The 16,070-nt window shown below is 69.8% G+C and carries 14 protein-coding genes; 8 read left to right on the top strand and 6 right to left on the bottom strand.

Translation table 11 applies throughout. The annotated features are described in order from the left end of the window. Position 1: 1 nt before the first annotated feature. The gene (locus IG65_RS0120865; RefSeq protein ID WP_030516626.1) at positions 2 to 511 is read right to left on the bottom strand and encodes a nitroreductase/quinone reductase family protein; all 510 of its coding nucleotides are present in this window, start codon (positions 509 to 511) and stop codon (positions 2 to 4) included. A 51-nt stretch (positions 512 to 562) separates the two neighbouring features. Next, entirely contained in the window at positions 563 to 1,354 is a 792-nt protein-coding gene (locus tag IG65_RS0120860; RefSeq protein WP_030516625.1) for an LLM class flavin-dependent oxidoreductase, read from the bottom strand. Between the two features lie 176 nt (positions 1,355 to 1,530). On the opposite strand from IG65_RS0120860, the gene pta reads away from it, so the two are divergent. Both pta and IG65_RS0120850 read left to right on the top strand, forming a co-directional pair. After that, positions 1,531 to 3,612 (top strand): phosphate acetyltransferase, encoded by a 2,082-nt coding sequence (pta, locus tag IG65_RS0120855; protein WP_030516624.1) that lies wholly within the window; start codon positions 1,531 to 1,533, stop codon positions 3,610 to 3,612. Between the two features lie 73 nt (positions 3,613 to 3,685). Beyond that, a complete protein-coding gene (locus IG65_RS0120850) occupies positions 3,686 to 4,882 on the top strand; it encodes an acetate kinase (protein ID WP_030516623.1) in 1,197 nt (398 codons plus the stop codon). Positions 4,883 to 4,889: 7 nt separating this feature from the next. On the opposite strand, the gene IG65_RS0120845 is transcribed toward IG65_RS0120850, so the two are convergent. From IG65_RS0120845 to IG65_RS0120835, 3 genes are all read right to left on the bottom strand, one after another. Next, entirely contained in the window at positions 4,890 to 7,178 is a 2,289-nt protein-coding gene (locus tag IG65_RS0120845) for a tetratricopeptide repeat protein (protein WP_369801572.1), read from the bottom strand. Positions 7,179 to 7,493: 315 nt separating this feature from the next. Continuing rightward, positions 7,494 to 8,465, bottom strand: coding sequence for a glutamate ABC transporter substrate-binding protein (locus tag IG65_RS0120840; RefSeq protein WP_030516621.1), 972 nt, complete (start codon positions 8,463 to 8,465; stop codon positions 7,494 to 7,496). Continuing rightward, positions 8,462 to 9,811 (bottom strand): hypothetical protein, encoded by a 1,350-nt coding sequence (locus IG65_RS0120835; protein ID WP_030516620.1) that lies wholly within the window; start codon positions 9,809 to 9,811, stop codon positions 8,462 to 8,464. Before IG65_RS0120835 ends, IG65_RS0120840 begins: the two co-directional genes overlap by 4 nt. A gap of 146 nt (positions 9,812 to 9,957) precedes the next feature. Between IG65_RS0120835 and IG65_RS0120830 the strand changes: the two genes are divergently transcribed. Continuing rightward, a complete protein-coding gene (locus tag IG65_RS0120830) occupies positions 9,958 to 10,629 on the top strand; it encodes an NUDIX hydrolase (RefSeq protein ID WP_081879629.1) in 672 nt (223 codons plus the stop codon). A 47-nt stretch (positions 10,630 to 10,676) separates the two neighbouring features. Here the strand turns inward: IG65_RS0120830 and thiE are convergent, their stop codons facing one another. Next, entirely contained in the window at positions 10,677 to 11,381 is a 705-nt protein-coding gene (gene thiE, locus IG65_RS0120825) for a thiamine phosphate synthase (protein WP_030516618.1), read from the bottom strand. Positions 11,382 to 11,528: 147 nt separating this feature from the next. On the opposite strand from thiE, the gene thiO reads away from it, so the two are divergent. The 5 genes from thiO (at position 11,529) to IG65_RS0120800 (ending at position 15,494) form a co-directional block, all read left to right on the top strand. Next, positions 11,529 to 12,623, top strand: a complete 1,095-nt coding sequence (thiO, locus tag IG65_RS0120820) for a glycine oxidase ThiO (protein WP_030516617.1) — start codon at positions 11,529 to 11,531, stop codon at positions 12,621 to 12,623. Next, complete coding sequence (gene thiS / locus IG65_RS0120815; RefSeq protein WP_051756561.1) at positions 12,620 to 12,856, top strand: sulfur carrier protein ThiS; 237 nt, start codon at positions 12,620 to 12,622, stop codon at positions 12,854 to 12,856. Before thiO ends, thiS begins: the two co-directional genes overlap by 4 nt. Before the next feature lies 1 nt (position 12,857). Then, positions 12,858 to 13,634 (top strand): thiazole synthase, encoded by a 777-nt coding sequence (locus IG65_RS0120810; protein WP_030516615.1) that lies wholly within the window; start codon positions 12,858 to 12,860, stop codon positions 13,632 to 13,634. Between the two features lie 133 nt (positions 13,635 to 13,767). Then, positions 13,768 to 14,733 (top strand): ABC transporter ATP-binding protein, encoded by a 966-nt coding sequence (locus IG65_RS0120805; RefSeq protein WP_030516614.1) that lies wholly within the window; start codon positions 13,768 to 13,770, stop codon positions 14,731 to 14,733. Then, positions 14,733 to 15,494, top strand: coding sequence for an ABC transporter permease (locus IG65_RS0120800; protein WP_030516613.1), 762 nt, complete (start codon positions 14,733 to 14,735; stop codon positions 15,492 to 15,494). The genes IG65_RS0120805 and IG65_RS0120800 overlap by 1 nt, the downstream gene beginning before the upstream one ends. The last annotated feature ends 576 nt before the right edge of the window (positions 15,495 to 16,070 follow it).

Here is a 16,070-nt window from a genome sequence, read left to right as displayed (position 1 = left end):
CTCACGCCCGTGTCAGGGCGAACAGGCGCAGATCGCGCGTCGTGCGGCTGCGGTAGGCGGCATAGGCTTCGGTCGTCTCCACGAACCGGTCGAAGATCCGCTGCTTACGCTCCGGATCCTCGATCAGCTGTGCGCGCACCGGAATGCTCTGTCCCGCAAGGGTTACGGTCGCCTCGGGGTCTGCCAGCAGGTTGGCGGTCCACGCCGGATGGCGGGACTGACCGAAGTTGCTGCCGATCACGTACAGCGTGTCGCCGTCGTGGACGTACAACAGCGGTGAGGTGCGGGGCTGCCCGGACCTGCGGCCGGTGGTGGTGAGCAGGACGATCGGCGCGCCGATCGGTCCGAGCACGGTGTAGCGAGCGCCGGTGCGCTGCAACACCTTCCGGTCCAGTGGGGTGAGGGTGCGGACCACCCGCGAACCGAACTTCGTCGCGGCGAACGCGCTCGCGGTGCGTCCGAGCAGACCGGTCCGCGAACCCCACTGCCGATCCGGAAACTGTGCCGTCATGGACAGTGATCCTAGGGCTCCGGCCGCAGTCGCGAGGGCGGGTGAGAGCGTTTACCGCCGGATCGCGGCCGCGAATTCGTAGCCCCGGCGCCAGTCGCCGTCGCGCGGCGCGGTGAGCAGGTGTTCCACACCCGCCTCGGCATAGGCGTCGAACAGTTCCCGGGCTTCGCCGAGCTCCGCGGGCAGCGGCGTGACGACGGAGACGGCCGGTGTGTTCCGGCCGAACTCCGCGGCGAATTCGGTCAATTCCTTTGTGGCAGTGGCTACCTCCTGCGGCGCGAGGCCGATCGCGAGCCAGCCGTCGGCGAATTCGGCCGCCCGGCGCCGGGCGCGTGGACCGTCGCCGGCCACCAGAATCGGCGGAACCTTCGCACCGGGTGCGAGCGTGACCTCGGTGCCGTCCGGCAGGACGGCGGGCCGGCCCGCGATCAGGTCGGGCAGTACGCGCAGATTCTCGTCGGTGCGCCGGCCCCGATCGGCGAACGACAGCCCGGCCGCTCGCCAGCCGATATCGCCGTGGGCGGGATTGCCGGTGCCGACACCCAGCAGCAGCCGATCCGAGGACACGTACTGCAGCGCGCCGATCTGCTTGGCCGCCCACGCGGCCGGGCGCAGTGCGAGCAGCAGCACGCCGTAGCCGATCTGAATCCGTTCGGTCACCGCCGCCGCGGTCGCCAGCGTGACCGAACTCTCCAGAATCGGCGCGCTGGCCACGAGGTGGTCGGTCGACCACACCGAATCGAGCCCGGCCTCCTCGGCGAACCGCGCCGCGGCGCCGACATCGCCGAGGATCGGCTGCTGGGGATCGGGAGTGGACGTGGGGAGGAAGGTTCCGAGTCGCATGAGACGAGACTATGGGCTGATCGTGAGCCGTTGAATGGTCGAGAAGCGCACGAGTATGTCCGCAACACTCATCGAGCCCGCTTGCAGAACCAGTCCACAGTCACCCGAATGTGATTTCACCGGCACCGCCCGTGCGGACGACCGCGGGCGCGGATCCGCTCACTAAGCTCGGGACCATGGCCGAACCCGCACCCTCCATCGTGTACATCGCGTCACTGGAAGGTGACACCGGCAAATCCACCGTGGCGCTGGGCATGTTGCAGATGCTCTCCGCGACGACGCCGCGGGTGGGCGTCTTCCGGCCGATCACCCGGTCCAACCGCGGCCGCGACTACATTCTCGAGCTGCTGCTCGACCACTGCACCGCCGATATCGACTACGACCAGGCGGTCGGGGTGACCTACGAGCAGGTGCACGCCGATCCCGACGCCGCGATCAGTGAGATCGTGATGCGCTTCCACGAGGTCGCCAAGGTCTGCGACGCCGTGGTGGTGGTCGGCAGCGACTACACCGATGTCGCCGGGCCCAGTGAACTGCGCTACAACGCCCGGATCGCGGTCAACCTCGGCGCGCCGGTCCTGCTGGTGCTGCGCGGGGCCGGACGCAGCCCCGAGGAGGTCGTGCAGGTCGCCCGGGTCTGCGAGGCCGAACTCGAACACGAGCACGCGCAGCTCATGGCGATCATCGTCAACCGCTGCGATCCCGAGCGGCTCGAGGACGTGCGGAAGGCGATGGGGGTGCTGCCCTGTCCGTCGTGGACGATGCCGGAGGTGCCGCTGCTGACCGCGCCGACCATGAACGAACTCTGCGAGGCCATCGACGGCACCGTCTACTCGGGCGATCCGGAACTGCTGCAGCGCGAGGCGCTGAAGGTGATGGTCGGCGGGATGACCGCCGAGCACATTCTCGAGCGGCTCAGCGACGGCGTCGCGGTGATCGTGCCGGGGGACCGCTCCGACGTCCTGCTGTCGCTGGTGAACGCGCACGAGGCGGAGGGATTTCCGTCGCTGTCGGGCATCATCATGAACGGTGGCATGTTGCCGGATCCGGCGATCGCGCGCCTGATGGAGGGCCTCAAGCCGAAACTGCCCATCCTCACCACGCAGCTGGGCACATTCGACACCGCCAGCGCCGCCGCCCACACCCGCGGGCGGGTCTCGCTCAGCAGTATGCGCAAGGTCGACACCGCGCTGGCGCTGATGGAGCAGCGGGTGGACGGCCGGAAGCTGTTGGACCTCATCGAAGTTCCGGTGCCGTCGGTGGTCACGCCGCAGATGTTCGAATATCAGCTGGTGGAACGGGCTCGTGCCGATCCGCGCCGGATCGTGTTGCCGGAGGGCGACGACGATCGCATCCTGCGGGCGGCCGGCCGCGTGCTGCAACGCAAGATCGCGGAGCTGACGATCCTCGGTGACGAGGCCACCGTGCGTGCCCGTGCGGCCGAACTCGGCGTCGATATCGAGGCCGCCCAGGTACTCGATCCGCGGACCAGCGAGTTGCGCGCGGAGTTCGCCGAAGAGTTCGCGCGGCTGCGCGCGCACAAGGGAATGACGGTCGACCGGGCCCGCGAATACATGGCCGACATCTCGTATTTCGGCACCATGATGGTGCACCGGGGCATCGCCGACGGCATGGTCTCCGGCGCCGCGCACACCACCGCGCATACGATTCGGCCCTCGTTCGAGATCATCAAGACCGAACCCGGCGTCTCGACGGTGTCGAGTGTGTTCCTGATGTGCCTGGCGGACCGGGTCCTGGCCTACGGCGACTGCGCGGTGGTGCCGGATCCGACCTCCGAACAGCTCTCCGATATCGCGATATCCTCCGCCCGCACCGCGCAGCAGTTCGGGATCGAGCCCCGGGTGGCGATGCTGTCGTATTCGACGGGCGAGTCCGGGTCGGGTGCCGATGTCGACAAGGTCAGGGCCGCAACCGAACTCGTGCACCGGCGCGCGCCGCAGCTGCCGGTGGAGGGGCCGATCCAGTACGACGCCGCGATCGAACCGACGGTCGCCAGCGCCAAACTCCCGCATTCCGATGTAGCCGGGCGCGCGACGGTGTTCATCTTCCCGGACCTCAATACCGGTAACAACACCTACAAGGCCGTGCAGCGCAGCGCGGGCGCGGTGGCGATCGGACCGGTGCTCCAGGGGTTACGCAAACCGGTCAACGACCTGTCGCGCGGCGCCCTGGTGGCCGACATCGTGAACACTGTGGCTATTACGGCGATTCAGGCGCAGCAGCAGGAGGCACGGTGAGCGACCATCGCGCAGCGGCTCGCTGTGCCGACCGGGTGCGGGTGGCCCGCAGGACACAGGAGGCGCGGGGCTGATGCAGGTATTGGTGATCAATTCGGGGTCGTCGTCGATCAAATATCAACTGCTGGAACCGGTTTCGGCGCATGTGGCGGCGTCCGGGCTGGTGTCGCGCATCGGGGAGCCGGTCTCCGAGGACGAGGTCACCGTCGAACATCACAGTGACGGAAAGAATTTCGAGCACACCGGCCAGATCTCCGATCACGCCGCCGGGCTGCGGGTGGTGTTCGACCTGTTCGCGCGCAGCGGTCACGATCTGAGCGGTGAGGGGCTCTCGGCGGTCGGACATCGGGTCGTGCACGGTGGGGAAGTTTTCTACGAACCGACCCTGATCACCGATGCCGTGGTGGAATCCATCGACAAACTCTCCACCCTGGCGCCACTGCACAATCCGGCCAACGTCACCGGTATCCGTTCCGCGCGTGCCCTGCTGCCCGATCTCCCGCAGGTCGCGGTTTTCGACACCGCCTTCTTCCACGGACTGCCCGACGCCGCGAAGACCTATGCCATCGACGCCGGTCTCGCCGCCGCGCACGGCGTCCGGCGCTACGGGTTTCACGGCACCTCGCACGAGTACGTGTCCGGGCGGGTGTCCGAACTGCTCGGCGGCGACCCGGCCGGGCACAACCAGATCGTCCTGCATCTGGGCAACGGCGCCTCGGCCTCGGCGATTCGCGGCGGCCGGGCCGTGGACACCAGCATGGGACTGACGCCGCTGGAGGGACTGGTGATGGGCACCCGGTCCGGCGATATCGATCCGGGTATTCCGCTGCATCTGGCGCGGACCGCGGGGCTGGACATCGACGGCATCGACGAACTGCTCAACCGCCGCTCCGGCATCAAGGGGTTGTCCGGGGTCAACGACTTCCGGCAGTTGTTCGGGCTGATCGAATCCGGCGATGCCGCGGCGCGTTTGGCGTATGACGTCTACGTGCATCGGTTGCGCCATTACATCGGCGCCTATCTGGTGGATCTGGGCCGGGTCGACGCGATCACCTTCACCGCCGGAGTCGGGGAGAACAACGCGCAGGTGCGCACCGACGCGCTGGCCGGGCTGGAACGCTTCGGCATCGCGGTGGATCCGGTGCGCAACACCGCGAAAGGCCGTGCGGCGCGCCGTATTTCGCCGCCGGACGCGGAGGTGGCCGTGCTGGTGGTGCCGACCGACGAGGAACTGGCCATCGCCCGCGCGGCCGCCGCGCTGGTGGGCTGAACGGGGCTCAGAACCAGCTTTTGGCGCGAATCGCGTTCGCCAGATCCACCAGCGCGTACCGGTGCGTCCGGCCGGGCGCGGTGCGGGCCAGTGCGCGCAGGCCTGATTCGATCCCCCGCCGCAGCCCGCGTTCGGTGAACGGTTGTCCGAGCAGGGTGCGGTCGGACGCCTGAGGGCGGTTTCCGGCCTGCAACCACGCCAGGGCGGTCCCGAGCACCAGGACCCGCAGCTGCGCGACCCGGCGTTCCGCGGCGGGCAGCGCCTGCAAGCGCGCCGCGGCGACGTGCAGGGTCGACTCCGCCGGCCGATCGGTGCCGACGTGCGCCTGCCGACGATCGCCGCCGCCTTCGGACGCCGTGTCGCCGGGCTCGGTGGGGTGTGCGGTGAGGAGTAACAGGACCGCGGTCAGCCGCGCCTCGGTGTAGTGGCGGGAGGCGGAGGGAACCTCGTCCAGGGCCGCCACCGCCGCGGTGACCCGGCCGTCGGCGGCCAATTGCCGGGCGAGCCCGAAGGCCGCGCTGACCACGCCGCGGTCGGTCCGCCACACCGTCGCGTAGAACTTCTCGGCGCAGTGCCGCCACTGCGCGGGGTCCGGCGAATCCCACTGTTGCAGAACCAGTTCCGCGGTCGCGGCGATGGCGAGTTTGGGTGCGATCTCACCGGGCAGCGCGCACAGCACCGCGTCGAAACAGTCGTAGGCGCGTTCGTAATCCTGCTCGCGCAACGCGATCAGGCCCTGGAACCAGTCGGTGCGCCAATCCTGTACGCCCAGGTCACCGAGCAGTTCACGGGCCGCGGCCGGCTGGTCGAGATCGAGGTGGACGCGCACCTCGGCCAGGGTGGCCTCGGTGGCGAAACTGTCCGGCGCACCACCCGGCGCGGTCTCGGCTCGGCGCCGCGCGGCCCGCACCGCGTCGAGGGCATGTTCCGGTTCGGAATGCACGGTCCCGGCCAGCAGCGCGGCCGAGGGATCGGCCGGATCGATCAGCGGCACCGGCAGGGCGGCGGCGATATCGCGGGCGGCGAGACTCTTGTCGCGGACCACGCCGTCGGCGTAGACGTCGGTCTGCCCGATCAGCTCGTCGGTGCCGAAACTGGTACGCGGTGGACTGAACAGCGTCGAGAGCTGCGGATGTTCGGTTCCGGTGTCGGTGGCCAGGATTTCGCGCAGCACACCCGCGAGCTGTGTGGTCATCACCCGGGCCGAGGGGAAACGGCGGTCCGGATCGGGATCGGTCGCGGTCAGCAACAGCCGATGCAGGAATTCGTAGCGAGCCAGGACCGGTTCGATATCCGGATGCGGGAGGCCGTCGGTGTAGCGGCCGGCGACCATCGGGATGTTCACGGTCAGCACCGCCAGGGTCCGGCCGACCGTGTAGATGTCGGTGGCCGCGGTGGGGCCAGTGGTGGCGATCTCGGGCGCCTGGAAACCCTTGGTGCCGTATAGGTTTCCGTAGGAGTCGAAGGGAGCCGTCGCACCCAGGTCGATCAGTTTCACCTGGTCCTCGGTGACCATGATGTTGTCGGGCTTGAGGTCGTTGTAGGCCAGCTCCAGTGCGTGCAGATATTCCAGCGCGGGCAGGATCTCCAGGATGTAGGCGATCGCCTCCGGCACCGGCATCCGCTCCGGCCGCGGATGTGTGTCGAGCAGATCGCGCAGCGAACGTCCGCCCACGTACTCCATGACGATGTAGCCGATCGGCGAGCCGCCGGGCCCCGGATGTTCGACGAAGTTGTGAATCTTGACGATGCTCGGATGGGCCAGTTCGGCCAGATATTGCCGTTCGGCGACGGCGACCGCCTGGGCCTCGGCATCGCCGCCGTGCAGCAGGCCCTTCAACACGACCCAGCGGTCGCTGACATTGCGATCGATCGCGAGATAGATCCAGCCGAGTCCGCCGTGCGCGATACAGCCCTGGATCTCGTACTGTCCGGCGACGCGATCGTCGGCACGCAGATAAGGGCGGAAATCGTAAGGGGCGCCGCAGTTGTCGCAGATTCCGACGGCAGTGGCGGCGTGGGCAGGCGTCGTGCGCCCGACCGGCCGGCCGCAGCGCCAACAGTAGCGCCGCCCCTCGGCCACCACCGGATCGGCGAGGACGGCCACCATCGGATCCATTTGCGGCACAGTGGGAATCGGCACCAGGCCGGCGCCCAGGCGGCGCACGGTCGGGCGGGAGCGGACCGTGCGCCCGCTGCGCCCGGTGGGGCGACTCGGCTCGCTCGCATACGACGAGGTGTCGGGACCTCCGGTGCCGGTCGCGGCGGCAGCGGTGTCGGGGCCGGTGAAAGGCATTGCGGCCGTGTATGTGTCGGCGCGCTGCGTGCCGGGGGTGTGCTGAGTGCCTGGGGTGTGTTGGGGCCCTGGGGTGCGTCGCGTGCCGGGGGTGTTCCGCGGCCCTGGGGGGTGCTGAGTTCCCAGGGTGCGCTGGGTCTCGGGAATGTGCGGGGTCTCGGGGTGGTGCCGTGTCGCGGGAGTTCGCTGGGTCGGCGGCGGTTCCGGCGCACGGCGGGGCTGCGGTGTCGTCGGATTGTCGCCGGTATCCGGGGTGGACGTGAGCGACGTCGGCGGGGGATCGGATTCGGAGAATGCGTGGTGTTCGGACATCGATCAGTCCCGATAGGTCGGTTCCGGCGGTCCGGCCGCGGGACCCAGCGCGGGCGCCAGCCAATGCTGATAGAGCCGATCCCAGGTGCCGTCGGTGCGCAACCGCTGCAGGGTGGCATTCACGAATCGGACCATATCGTCGTTCCCCTTCGGCACGCCGACGCCGTAGGGTTCGTCGCTGAGGGCGGGACCGACCACCTCCGCGTAGGGATCCTGCGCCGCCAGCCCGGCGAGCAGCGCGTCGTCGGTGCTGACCGCGTCGACCTGGCGCTGCTGCAACACCACCAGGCAGTCCGCCCAGGTCGGGACCGTCATGATCGCGGCCGTCGGCTGGATGTGCCGAATCCGGTCGAGGGAGGTGGTGCCGCCCACCGCGCATACGCGCTTCCCGGCCAGATCCGCCATCGAGCCGATGCCGGAGCCCTTCACGGCCAGCACGCGCTGATGCGACATCAGATACGCGGTGGAGAAGTCCACGCGCTGACGTCGATCGCAGGTGATGGTCATGGTCTTCACCACGACGTCGACGCTGTGATCCTGCAGTGCCCGTTCGCGATCCGCCGAGCCGAGGATCCGATATTCGATGCGGCGCGGATCGCCGAACAGATCGCGCGCGATCTCGGCGGCGACGTCGACGTCGAATCCGGCCAGGGTGCCGCTGATCGGATCGCGGAAGCTGAACAGATTGCTGCCCGGGTCCAGGCCGACCAGCAGGCGCCCGCGCGCGCGGACGGCGTCGAGGGCCGGTCCGTGGTCAGCGCCGGGACGCAGGCTGGCGGTGGGATTGCCGCATTGTGGTTCGAGATCGGAAGCGGGGGCCGACTGCGGTTGTGTCACAACGGCATTGGCGGGCAGTGGCGGTTCGGTGTAATTGCCGCTGCCGCCGGTGCGCGGGGTGGCCGGCGCACCGCCGCAGCCCCCGGCCAGCAGAGCCGTTGCCGCCAATGCCGCTGCCGCGACCCGCCTCGCCCTCATCGGTACTCCCTCAAACGCGGCCACAACCCGGCCACCACGAACATTGCCGCCAGGGCGGCCAGGGTGAGTGCGCCCGGGGCCAGGAAATCCAGCGCACGCGCGGCATCGGATATCTCCCCGCGCAACGTATTTCGCGTTTCCCCCATGCCGGCGGCGAGCGCGGTGTCGAGGGTGTCGACGGCGGCGCTGGCCTGCGCCGGATCCGCGCCGATCGCCACCACGGTGGCCGCCGGGAAATCGCCGCGGCCCAGCGCGTCGTTCATCCGCTGATGTGCCGAGCGCCAACGGCCCAGTGCCGCATGCGCATTGCGTACATCGTCGGCCCCCGGTGCGTCGCCGGGATAGTGGGTGAGCAGATCGTCGAGCCGCGCGGTGGCCGTGTCGTAGGTGTGGTCGTAGTCGCCGCTGGCGTCGCGGCGCACCAGTTTCAGCGTCTCCGCCGCGCGCGCCTGCTGGGCGAGAATGCGGCTCTCGGTCAGCTGTGCGCCCGGGACCGCGCCGTCGTCGCGTCCCGAGCTGGTCGCCACCGCCGAGAACGATCCGGCGATCACCGTCCAGGCCAGCAGGATCAGCAGAATGCCCGAGGCCACCAGCAGCCCCGGATTGAGCACCCGATGCCAGCGCCGGGCCAGATAGAACTGCGCCGCCACCAGTGCGGCGAGGGTCAGGATCGGCAGTACGATCGCCGCCCACGGCGGCCGCACGTGCCGGCGCTGGGTCGCCGCGATCGCGGCGGACCGGTGCTCCTGCAACTCCTGTGCGGTCGGGAGCATGGTGGTCTGCATGAGATTCGACGCCTCACTCAGATAGGCGGCGCCGACGGGATGGCCTTCGCGATTGTTGGCGCGTGCGGTCTCGATCAGCCCGGTGTAGACCGGCAGTTCGGTGGCCACACCGGTGCGCAGGCGGGAATCGGCATCGGGCGTGGCCGAGCCGGGCGTCCCGGCGTTGTCGGACTGGGCCACCAGTTCGGCCGCGGCCTCACCGACCGCCTGGTCGTAGCGATCGCGCACCGGTTTCGGCTCCAGCCCGCCCGAGATGAAGGCGGTGCCGGCGGCCGCGTCGGCCACCGACAGCGAGGTGTAGAGATGCTGGGCGGAATTGGCGTCGGGTTCGGCCTCGTCGAGCAGATAGTCCAGGGCGTGCTGGCGGTTGCCCACCTCGCCCGAGGTGACGGCGCCCGCGACCAGGCACAGCCCGAGCAGCAGCAGGCCCAGCGCGATCAGCCGGGCGGGGGACGAGCGCGCGAACGCCCGGACATCGGTCGCGTCGAGCCGGCTGCGCACGGCGGCAGCCGCGGCCCGCGGGGACAGCTCGTCGAGCTGCGAATGCCCGATTCGAGCCATGCCCACCTCCGTTCGTTCAGCGGGTTGCATTGTGCGGACTGAGCTTATTGTGGTCGTACCGGTACCGCCCGATATGTGTCGGTCACGACGGCGGTACCCGGAGGCCGGCGAGCAGGACGCCGGCGCGGATCGGGACGAGGCGGAGCATGCGCGGTGACGGAGACGGCTTCTTGGAAAGCCCCGATGGGACGCGGCAGTGGGGCCTGTTCGGGGCCGCCGGACTGCTGCTGCGGGCACCCCGGCTGGGCGGCGGCGCGCTGGTGCTGCTGCAACATCGGGCGCCGTGGAGCCATCAGGGCGGAACGTGGGCGCTGCCCGGTGGTGCGCGCGACAGTCATGAGACCAGCGTGCACGCTGCGGTGCGCGAGGCGCAGGAAGAAGCCGGAATCGATCCGGATGCGGTGCGGGTGCGCGGCAGCCGGGTGACGAGTACCGCGGACTCCGGCTGGACCTACACCACCGTGGTGGCCGATGTGTCGGAAACCTTGGCTACCACGGCAAATCGCGAAAGTGCGGAGCTGGCGTGGGTTCCCGAGGAGGAGGTCGACGCCCGGCCGCTGCATCCCGGATTCGCCGCCGCATGGCCCGGATTGCGGGCGGCCGCGGCCCGGCTCGAACTCGACGGCCTCGCCGAGGCGGCCGCCATCGCGGCGGCGCTGCCGCGCACGGTCGACCTCGCCGATCGCGGATTCCTGTGGCTGGACGCTCACGACTCCGCCGCGCCGACCGCCCGGATCGCCCAGCGCGAGAACGGATCCGGCGGATTCGTGCGGTACGAGGAAACGCTGGTCCTGACCCTGGACCAGGTGCTGGGCTGAACGCCGTGTGTGAATAGCCGTGTCCTCCCCATGTGTACGGCTGTGGATCAGTTCGCCGCGTTCTCCAGCAGCCGCTGTTTGAGTTCGCGGGCGGCGGCCTGGGGGTCGCGCGCCGCGGTGATGGCACGCACCACGACCACCCGGTCGGCGCCGGCCGCGAGCACCTCCGGCAGGCGGTCGCGATCGATACCGCCGATCGCGAACCACGGCCGGGTCGGATGCGACTCCGCGGTCGACCGCACCAGCTCGATACCCGCCGCGGTGCGACCCGGTTTGGTCGGTGTGTTCCACACCGGCCCGGTGCAGAAGTAGTCGATGTGCTCGTCGACGACCGCGAGTCCGGCCTGATTGCGATTGTGGGTGGACCGGCCGATCACCACATCGGGCCCGACGATCCGGCGGGCGTACCAGGGCGGCAGGTCGCCCTGGCCCAGATGCAGCACGTCGGCGCCGGCGGCCAGCGCGATATCGGCGCGATCGTTGACGGCGACCAGCGCGCCGTGGCGGCGGGCGGCGGCCTTGAGTTCGGCCAGCGCACCGAGTTCGGCACCGGCCTCGAGTGGCCCGAACTTCGCCTCGCCGGCCGAACCCTTGTCACGCAGCTGGATGATGTCGACGCCGCCGGAGAGCGCCGCCTCGGCGAACGCGGCCAGATCACCGGTATCGCGCCGGGCGTCGGTGCACAGGTAGAGCCGGGCCGAGGCCAGGCGTTCGCGCGGTGCCATCGGGCGTTGCGGTTGGGACGGTTGCACGGCTTCGACCGTAGCCGCGCTACCGTGGAGAGGCGAAACAAGAGGGCATTCCCGCAGCGATGGCGGCCGCGCGGGAACGCCGATTTCCCGGTGTCGGCCGTGCACTGCGCGGTGCGTGCGAGTCCGGGACCCGAGCGAGGTGGAGTGATGCGAAGTCTGGCCGTCGTGGGTGGGGGTGTGATCGGTCTGGCGGTGGCCTGGCGGGCCGCCGAACAGGGCTGGTCGGTGACGATTCTCGATCCCGGCGTGGGGTCCGGCGCGTCCTGGGTCGCGGGCGGCATGCTCGCCCCGCTCTCGGAGGGCTGGCCCGGCGAGGACGATCTGCTCGAATTCGGTGCGGCGTCGCTGCGGCGGTGGCCGGAATTCGGCGCGCGGCTGCGCGAGGCCACCGGGGTCGACGTCTTCGTGGCCGAACAGACCCTCACCCTCGCGCTGGACGCGGCCGATGCCGCCGACCTGCGCACGATCGCCGACTTCTGCGGCACCCACGGATATCCGATGCGCGTGCTCGACCGGGCCGGGGTCCGCGCGACCGAGGCCGGTCTGTCGCGCACCGTCCGGGCCGGCCTGCTCGCGGTGGACGAACCGGCGGTGGACAACCGCCTGCTCCTCGACGCCCTCCGCCGGGGTTGTGCACAGGCCGGTGTGCACATCGAGCCCGTCTCGGTGGCGGCGGTGGACGAACTCGACCACGACCGGATCGTGCTGGCCGCGGGTGCGGCCAGCGCCCGGCTGTGGGATCTGCCGGTGCGGCCGGTCAAGGGCGAGATCCTGCGGTTGCGCCGGCGCCCGGGCACCCCGCCGCCGCCGTCCTCGGTGATCCGCGCACGGGTGCACGGCCGGCCGGTCTATCTGGTCCCGCGCGCCGACGGCCTGGTGGTCGGCGCCACCCAGTACGAGGCCGGATTCGACACCACCGTGACCGTCGCGGGGGTCCGCGATCTGATCGCCGACGCGGAGGCCGTGTGGCCGGCCCTCGGCGAATACGAACTGGCGGAGGCCGCCGCGGGCGGACGTCCCGGCACGCCCGACAACCTGCCGCTGATCGGATGGCTCTCGGATCGGGTGATCGCCGCCACCGGGCACGGCCGCAACGGCATCCTCGGCGTACCGATCACCGTCGACGCGGTGGCGGCGCTGCTGGCCGGAGACGTCCTCGCCGAGGCGAAGGCCGCCGATCCGCACCGCTTCGCTGCCGCCGAAACCGCTACTCCCGCATCATCATCAGGAGGTAACCAGTGACCGCGCAACCGAGTTCCGCGTCCACATCGATCCCCATCGGCGTCACGGTGAACGGCACCGAACACGTCTTCGCGGAGCCGCTCACCGTCCGGGAACTGCTCGAGCGGCTCGAACTGCCGTGCCGCGGCGTCGCCCTGGCGGTCGACGGTGCGCTGTTCCCGAAGTCGCGGTGGGACGAGCCGGTCGGCCGCGGCTGGGAGATCGAGGTCCTGACGGCGGTGCAGGGTGGCTGACATGTCGGGTACCGAACCGCTACCGGCCGAGCCGCTGCGGATCGCGGATCGGGAATTCGGCTCCCGGCTGATCATGGGCACCGGCGGGGCGGAGAATCTGGCGGTGCTCGAGGAGGCGCTGGTCGCCTCCGGCACCGAATTGACCACGGTCGCCATGCGCCGCATCGACGCCGCGGGCGGAACGGGCGTGCTCGACCTGCTCAAACGCCTCGACATCGCCCCGCTGCCCAATACCGCCGGCTGCCGCACCGCGGCCGAGGCGGTGCTCACCGCACAGCTGGCGCGCGAGGCGCTGGAGACCGACTGGGTGAAACTCGAGGTCATCGCCGACGAACGCACGCTGCTGCCCGACGCCATCGAATTGGTCTCGGCCGCAGAGCAATTGGTCGACGACGGCTTCGTGGTGCTGCCCTACACCACCGACGATCCGGTGCTCGCGCGACGCCTGGAGGATGCCGGCTGCGCCGCGGTCATGCCGCTCGGTTCGCCGATCGGCACCGGCCTCGGTATCGGCAATCCGCACAATATCGAGATGATCGTCGAGGCCGCCGGGGTTCCGGTCGTGCTGGACGCGGGAATCGGCACGGCGAGTGACGCGGCGCTGGCGATGGAACTCGGCTGTTCGGCGGTGTTGCTCGCGACCGCCGTCACCCGGGCCCGGCATCCGGCTCGGATGGCGAGGGCGATGGCCGCCGCGGTGCAGGCCGGTCATCTGGCGCGCCACGCCGGGCGTATCCCCAAGCGGTTCTGGGCCCAGGCGTCCTCACCCGCGGTGTGACCACGGGGATGTCCCCTGGTCGCGGCTGGGTGAGCCCACCGGGACCCTAGGGGTCCCCCTCATCCTCGAGGATGACCGGACTCGCGACCTGTGAGCGATGGTCGCGTGCCGTTTTCTCGGGAAGACTGTGCCCATGATCGAATGCAGAGGTCTTACCAAGCGCTTCGGTGCGACCGTTGCCGTCGAGAACCTGTCGTTCACCGTCACCCCCGGCAAGGTGACCGGGTTCCTCGGCCCGAACGGCGCCGGTAAGTCGACCACCATGAGGATGATCCTCGGCCTGGACCAGCCCACCGCCGGGACGGCGTTCATCCAGGGCAAGCGCTACCGCGAGCTGGATCATCCGTTGCGCACGGTCGGTGCCCTGCTGGATGCCAAGTGGGTCCATCCGAACCGGTCGGCTCGCTCGCATCTGCGCTGGATGGCCGCCACCAACGACATTCCGGCCGGCCGGGTCGAAGAGGTGCTGCGGCTGGTGGGCCTGACCGAGGTGGCCAACAAGAAGGCCGGTGGCTTCTCGCTCGGCATGTCGCAGCGGCTCGGCCTGGCCGGGGCGCTGCTCGGCGATCCGCCGGTACTGCTGTTCGACGAACCGGTCAACGGCCTGGACCCCGAGGGCATTCTGTGGATCCGGCGGTTCATGCAGCGGCTGGCCGCCGAGGGGCGCACCGTGCTGGTGTCGAGCCATCTGCTGTCGGAAATGGCGCAGACCGCCGACCATCTGGTCGTGATCGGGCGCGGCAGGCTGATCGCCGACACCGACACCAAGGATTTCATCGCGAAGTCGTCGGAATCGACCGTGCGGGTGCGCAGTCCGCAGCTGGACGAGCTGCGCAGCCTGCTCACCTCGAACGGGATGACCGTGCGCGAGGACGGCAGCGCGGCCGACCGGGAAGGGGCGATCGACACCGCCCCCGCCCTGGTGGTGGTCGGGGAAACCAGCGACGCCATCGGCAAATTGGCGGGCGCGAACAGCATCACCCTGTATGAGCTTGCGCCGCAACAGGCTTCGCTCGAGGAGGCGTTCATGCGAATGACCGGAGGTGCGGTGCAGTACCACGGTGAGGGCATCGAGCAGGCGATGGGAGGTGCGCTCTGATGGGTGTCGTCACCGCGGAGCGGATCAAACTCACCTCGACCCGGTCGCCGTGGTGGTGTTCGGCGATCGTCGTGGCGCTGGGCCTGGGCATGGCCGCTCTGTTCGCGGCCGTATCGCGGGCGAGTATGGGCCACGAGAACGAAACCACGCTGACCACCGCCGGCGCCACGGTCGGTGTCTCCGGATTCGGCGTCATGGTCCTGATGATCATGGCCGCCCTCACCGTGACCAGTGAATACCGTTTCGGCATCATCCGGACCACGTTCCAGGCGACCCCGAACCGATCGCTGGTCCTCACCACCAAGGCCCTGCTGACCGGCGCCTACGCGGCGGTGCTGACCTTCGTGCTGGGCCTGCTGGCCTATCTCATCGCGAAACCGCTGGCCGGCGATGCGGGGCGGCAGATGAGTCTGAGCTCGGACGCCGATTGGCGCGCGCTCTACGGATTGGCGATCTATGCCTTCCTGGCGGTGGTCCTGTCGGTCGGCATCGGCGCCCTGGTGCGGCAGTCGGCGGCGGCGATCTCGCTGATCGTGTTGTGGCCCTTGCTGATCGAGACGCTGCTGGGTAGTTTCGGCAGCTTCGGCCGCACCGTGCAGCCGTTCCTGCCCTTCGCCAACATCAACCGGTTCCTCGGCGAGGACACCTCCTCCGCGGCGCACTGGCACTGGGGGCCGTGGGGCGGACTGGTCTACTTCGTCGTCTTCGTGCTGGTCGTCTTCGGTGCCGCGCTGATCGTGGTCGATCGCCGCGACGCCTGATCCACAACCTCATACCTGCCCGCTCCCGGGCGTTCACCCTCGCGAAGCCCGGGAACGGGAGGGCGGTCCTGTCGGGGGACTGCTATCCCGGTCACAGCCGCCACTGCCCGGCGAATGTGACGATCACCGGCCCGATGTGCAGCCGTTTCGCGCTGTGCATCGGGCCGGTGTGCTGTGTGCAAAGCCTTCGTTAAACAGCGCCGCCGGACCTTCCGTGTGGAAGAGCCGATGGGTAACATCGGCCGGGCAACCAGCACGTTATCCATCGGCGGACCCAGCGCTGTGCCCGCTCCGTCCGATAGAGAGGTGGCAGGTGGCGATCATTGGCTACGCTCGGGATGTGAGCGAAAGACCTTCCGGCGACGGCGAAAACGCGTCCCGCGCAGTCCGTCCCGGAGATGCGCGAAACCGCACGGATGGTTCGCGTCGCAACGGCACCGCCGGTCGGCGGGGCAAAAGGGGGCTGGGTTCCGATGGCGACACGGTGCTGCCGGTCGACGCGCCCGAGGCCGGTGTCGAATTCGACGGCGACTCGGACGTCGAGATCGTGATTCCGCTCACACCGGCCGACGAGGC

The sequence above is a fragment of the Nocardia sp. NRRL WC-3656 genome (assembly GCF_000720265.1).
GTDB lineage: Bacteria > Actinomycetota > Actinomycetes > Mycobacteriales > Mycobacteriaceae > Nocardia > Nocardia nova.
This window is presented reverse-complemented; position numbering and strand designations above follow the sequence as displayed.